Here is a 5,299-nt window from a genome sequence, read left to right as displayed (position 1 = left end):
TTGTAAGCTCAATCGCCCCTTGCTTGAATTCGCTTGTATACCTTCTTTTGGTTAACACCATTTCAACACCTCTTTCCTATAAGTTTTTTTCGGATCTGGGTGTCTACTTTCTTAGGGGAGGATCAGTATTAATAAAAATTACATGAGGACTCACTATCCAATTATATTGTTGAAATTGAAAACATATAAAATATAAAAACTTTTCAGGAGTAAAAGCTATAATGTTAAATAATATTGATAAAGGAATGTATCTAAGATTTTGTACTGGTGTCTCAAAATTAGATTTTTACCCCTTCGCAGAAATTAAAAATTGGAAAAATTTGGGTTATTGGCTTCTTGTATTAAAACCATATATAGATAAAGAAAATAGTGCTGACGGTATTTTAGAAAATTATATTTTTTCAGAAGCTGAAAACTCATTAGAAGCAACTGTTTCCTTAAAAGCAACTTGGCAAGATGGAACTCCTGTCAGTAGTTTTGAAGCAGCAATGGGAATCGCAAAAGGTTTCACCCACAGAGAGCATTCAACGTCTATTCGAGTCATTGGAACAGAAGACATCAATAATATAGGATGGGAAAAAAAATATTATAAGGGAATTGAAATCATATCACCAATTAAATTTAAATTATTTTTTGAAGGAGAAATAGAAAATATAAAAGGTGTATTAGAAGATGCTCTTTCATTTAAAACATTACGAAATATAATTTGGCCTGTTAGGTTAAATTCTTTCACAAATCCAGAATATAACTCTGGTTATTTTGATATTGTTAGTAAATATCCAATACGATTTGAAAATGGAAAATACTTTTTAAATGTCTTAGGGAATCAAGTAGAATTATCTACATTAAATGTAAAAAGTAGTTACGACTTTTATTTTAATACCTCAGATTACAATCAATTTAAAAATCAAAATGAAGCTGATCTCGATTTTATTGTCAATAAAAAACAAAATATGCATACATTTATTGGTATATTTAATTCAAATAGTAAATTATTTAATTCAAAAAAATCTCGTTTGCAATTATCAGGTATCTTAAGAAATATTGCGAATTCTTTAAGTAAAGATGAAAACTATCATGTTCCAAATGGACACTTTGATACATCTGAACCTGGCTACCAAGAAAAAGTAAAATGGCCTATTCAAATAGAATTTTTCCCAGAGAATACAAAAGAAATTAAAATAGCAATACCTTATTTAACAGCAAAAAATAAAGTCATGCAAAAATTTGAAGAACTTTCCAATAAAAATGGGATAACAATTAATTGGATAGATATGTCAGAAGATTATAATAAATCTCTAAATGCAGATATTCAAATTTTTACAGCCCGTATTCAAAATAATAGACAAATTTGGCTACAAAATATTTTAAATTCAAATTCTGTTATTTTTAATCTAGAAAAGTTTCCTAAAACAGTTCTTACTCTCAAAGAAATAAATATTAAATCAGCCTCTACAATTCCAATAAAACAAGACTTATTAGAAAATTTTGAAAAAACAGCTTTCGAAGAAGTTTCAATCATTCCCATTTTTAGATATTATTTGCACTCCTATTCAAGAAAAAATTTACCAATCGTATTGAATATTTCTGAAAATAAAGAATTTTATTTTTCATTAAATAAAAACTAAAATTATACTTTAGTATTTTTTTTGATATATATAGAAAATATAGATTCATATTGATTTTATAATTCAATGTGAATTTATTTTTTTTAAAAACAAAGGTGATTTTAATGACATCATTCTATAAATCGATTTACAAAAGCTCATTGACCTTATTAACAGATTTTTATCAATTAACAATGGCATATGGATATTGGAAAAGTGGGGTATCAGAAAAAAAAGAGTGTCTTTCATCTTTATTTTAGAAAAAATCCATTTAAAAGCGGTTATTCCATAGCTTCCGGATTAGAACTCGTAATAAATTATATAAATCAATTTCAATTTCATAATGAAGACATTGAATATTTAAAAAATTTGAAAGGAAACGATAAAAAAAATATATTTGAGCCAGAGTTTTTAGAATATTTAAAACAATTAAAATTTAGTTGTGATATTGATGCTGTTGAAGAAGGTACTGTTTTATTTCCGAATGAACCTATTCTTAGAATTTCGGGACCTTTAATACAATGCCAATTATTAGAAACTCCATTATTAAATATAATAAACTTTCATACTCTAATCACTACGAAAGCCGCTCGAATTGTTTCTGTAGCAAATAATATACCTGTTCTTGAATTTGGCATAAGAAGGGCGCAAGGAATCGATGGAGGATTAAGCGCAAGTAGAGCCGCTTATATTGGAGGTTGTTCAGGAACTTCAAATACATTAGCAGGAAAAATTTTTGATATTCCTGTTAATGGTACACATTCGCATAGCTGGGTAATGGCATTTGAAAATGAGCTAGAGTCATTTTATGCCCTTGCAAAAGTAATGCCTAATAATGTTGTATTTTTAGTTGATACTTATGACACTTTAGAAGGTGTAAAAAAAGCAATTGAAGTAGGGAATTGGTTAAAGAAACAAGACAAAAAACTAATAGGCATTCGTCTTGATTCTGGAGACTTAGCCTATTTAAGTATTGAATCAAGAAAATTGTTAGATCAATCCGGCTTTAAAGACACAATTATTATTGCAAGCAATGATCTAAATGAACACATTATTTCTAGTTTAAATGATCAAGGTGCTGACATCACGACATGGGGTGTAGGCACTCAATTGGTAACAGCTTTTGATGAACCCGCCTTGGGCGCTGTTTACAAATTAGCAGCTATCCAAAACAAAGATGGCACTTGGAAACATTCTATTAAAATTTCAGAACAGTCTATTAAAATATCTACACCTGGAATTTTACAAGTAAGACGTTTTTATAAAAATAATTATTTTTTTGCAGACATGATCTTTGATACCTTAACAGAAAAAAATGAAATAGAACCTATTATTATTGATCCTGATGACATAAATCGTTTTTACAAAATTCCTAAAGGATGTGAATCTGAAGATCTTTTAAAACCAATTTTTAAAAATGGAATTCAAGTTTATCAATCGCCAAAATTAATTGAATCTCGTGAAAAATGTTTAAAAATGCTTAAAAAATTGCATAGCAGTATTAAAAGATTATTAAACCCACACCACTATCCAGCAGGATTAGAAAAAAATCTTTTCGATTTAAAATCTAGATTAATTCACAAAATGAAAGATAAAAATAATTCATTTTCATAATAAATTAACATTTTTTAATTTTGTAGCTCTCTAATTTTTTCTAAAGACTCTCTTGTTCCAAAGATAAACAATTCATCATCTACATTAAACATAAATGTAGAAATAGGATTTTTAATTCTATTATTTTTCCTATTAACAGCTAAAACGATACAATTATAATTCACCCTTATTCCTAATTGTAAAATTGTTTTATCAATAAAAGGATGATCGGCATTTAACTTAACACCTGCTAAAGTACACTGATCTAAAGAAGCAAATAGCTCATCTTGTCGTTCTTCATTACAAAAATTTTGAAGATCATAAATTGCTTTTTCATTTCCATATACTAATAAGGTATCATTAGGTAATATCGTTTCATTGGCTTTAGGTGAAATGATTGTTCGGGCTTCTCTAGCAATAGCTACAATATTTACAATAAATTTTTCTCTTAAATTCAAATCAATTAAATTTTTACCCACTATTATTGAATTTGAAGAAATAATCACAGGAACTAAATATTCATCCCATGGAGCTAATCTGTCTAAAGTTGCTGTTACATTTTTAGAAGTCATTAACATGTAATTTTTTTTCAAACGTGTTTTTGTATTATTAATTAAATAATTAATTCCTTTAAATAAAGAATATCTTTCATAAAATGGAAGCATTTTATTTTCTAATGAAAATTCAATTACAGATTGTGAATAAGATTCAATTAACTTATAAGTTGAATTTGGCAATATAAATTCAGCTTTATCAGCTAATAGTAATGATCCTTTTACTATAAAAGGGGTCACTAAAATTGTTATAATTGCTGTTGCAACAATGGCAGAAAAGTTTTGATTATCAATAGCACCTAAACTCACACCAACCTGAGCAATTACAAACGAAAGCTCACCGATTTGTACCATAAATCCACTAATACGAATTGAATCTTTTACACCTCTACCAGCAAATAAATTAAAAAATAAATTTATTGCAAATTTTCCTAAAACTATTGTGCAAACTGCCGCTAATATAAATTGCCATTTATCAATAATAATTTTTGGAGAAAATAAAAACCCGATAGAAACAAAAAACACAAGAGCAAAAATATTTTTTACGGGTTCAATAATGGACTCTATTTTTCTAATTTCTCTACATTCGGATAAAATAGAGCCCATAATAAAGGCACCAAGTGCGGAAGAAAAATTCCATGATGCTGAAATAAAAGCAAGGCCTAAAGCTAAACCTATACTTAAAATAACTAATAATTCTTCTTTGCCTGCTAGAAAAGCGGAATGAATGATTCGTGGTAATAATAAAGTACCTAATAACCACCAAAGTAAAATACTACATAGGAAAATAGGTAACAGTTCATACAATTTAATTTCACTTCCTGTTACAGAAGTTGAAAGCCAAATAATCATAAAAATAGCTACAGAATCTTCAACCAACAGAACAGCCATTAATTTATCTGCAAAACGAGCACTTGTTAATTGTTTATCTTCAAGTATTTTAATAATAACTGCTGTAGAAGCAGTCGATAGAACAGCACCAATAAAAAGAGGCTCTGTTCCTGTAAATCCTAACGCGCGACAAACTTGTGTACCTACAAACCACATGAGCAATGCTTGAAGTACACCTATTATAATTGGTGACGATCCTAATGATTTTATTTTACGGACACCAAAGTGAAGCCCCATTGAAAACATCAATAGCAAAACACCTATCTCTGCAAGAGTACTGGCAGAATCTTTACTAACAACATAAGGTGTATAAGATATTGGCAACGAAAGGAGGACTCCACCAAAAATATACCCAAGAAGCAGAGGAAGCTTAAGGAATTTTTTAAAAATCCAGCCAAATGCACCTCCTGTAAGGAGAATGGCAGATAGATCTTGGATAAAAATATTATGCATTAATATCAACTCCACATAAATTTGAAGATCACCTTAAGATAACTCAAAATTTTGTTTTTTAACAAGGATTCGCTTTAAGCAATTTTTTCACTAGGAGTTTTTATGGTGCGCCAAGATAAGTGCGTAAGAACCAGTGAGTGCGAATCTCACCCACGTAAAGATTAGCCATCAGCGTGGAAGTAAGCAGTGCGATTAATAAGG

At 28.9% G+C, this 5,299-nt stretch carries 3 protein-coding genes; 2 read left to right on the top strand and 1 reads right to left on the bottom strand.

The genetic code is table 11. The annotated features are described in order from the left end of the window. Window positions 1–221: 221 nt before the first annotated feature. Complete coding sequence (locus tag ACIQ56_RS13900; protein WP_397601649.1) at window positions 222–1,628, top strand: hypothetical protein; 1,407 nt, start codon at window positions 222–224, stop codon at window positions 1,626–1,628. Between the two features lie 195 nt (window positions 1,629–1,823). Beyond that, window positions 1,824–3,221 carry a nicotinate phosphoribosyltransferase gene (locus tag ACIQ56_RS13895; protein ID WP_397601648.1) on the top strand — a complete coding sequence of 466 codons (1,398 nt, stop codon included), beginning with the start codon at window positions 1,824–1,826 and terminating at the stop codon, window positions 3,219–3,221. Between the two features lie 14 nt (window positions 3,222–3,235). Here ACIQ56_RS13895 and ACIQ56_RS13890 read toward each other — a convergent pair whose 3' ends face one another. Further along, a complete protein-coding gene (locus ACIQ56_RS13890) occupies window positions 3,236–5,098 on the bottom strand; it encodes a cation:proton antiporter (protein WP_397601647.1) in 1,863 nt (620 codons plus the stop codon). Window positions 5,099–5,299 lie beyond the last annotated feature (201 nt).

Origin of the sequence: Silvanigrella sp., from assembly GCF_044369315.1 — a bacterium.
Classification (GTDB): Bacteria; Bdellovibrionota_B; Oligoflexia; order Silvanigrellales; family Silvanigrellaceae; genus Silvanigrella.
The sequence above is the reverse complement of the archived record's forward strand: the minus strand, read 5'-3'. Positions and strand labels throughout refer to the sequence as shown.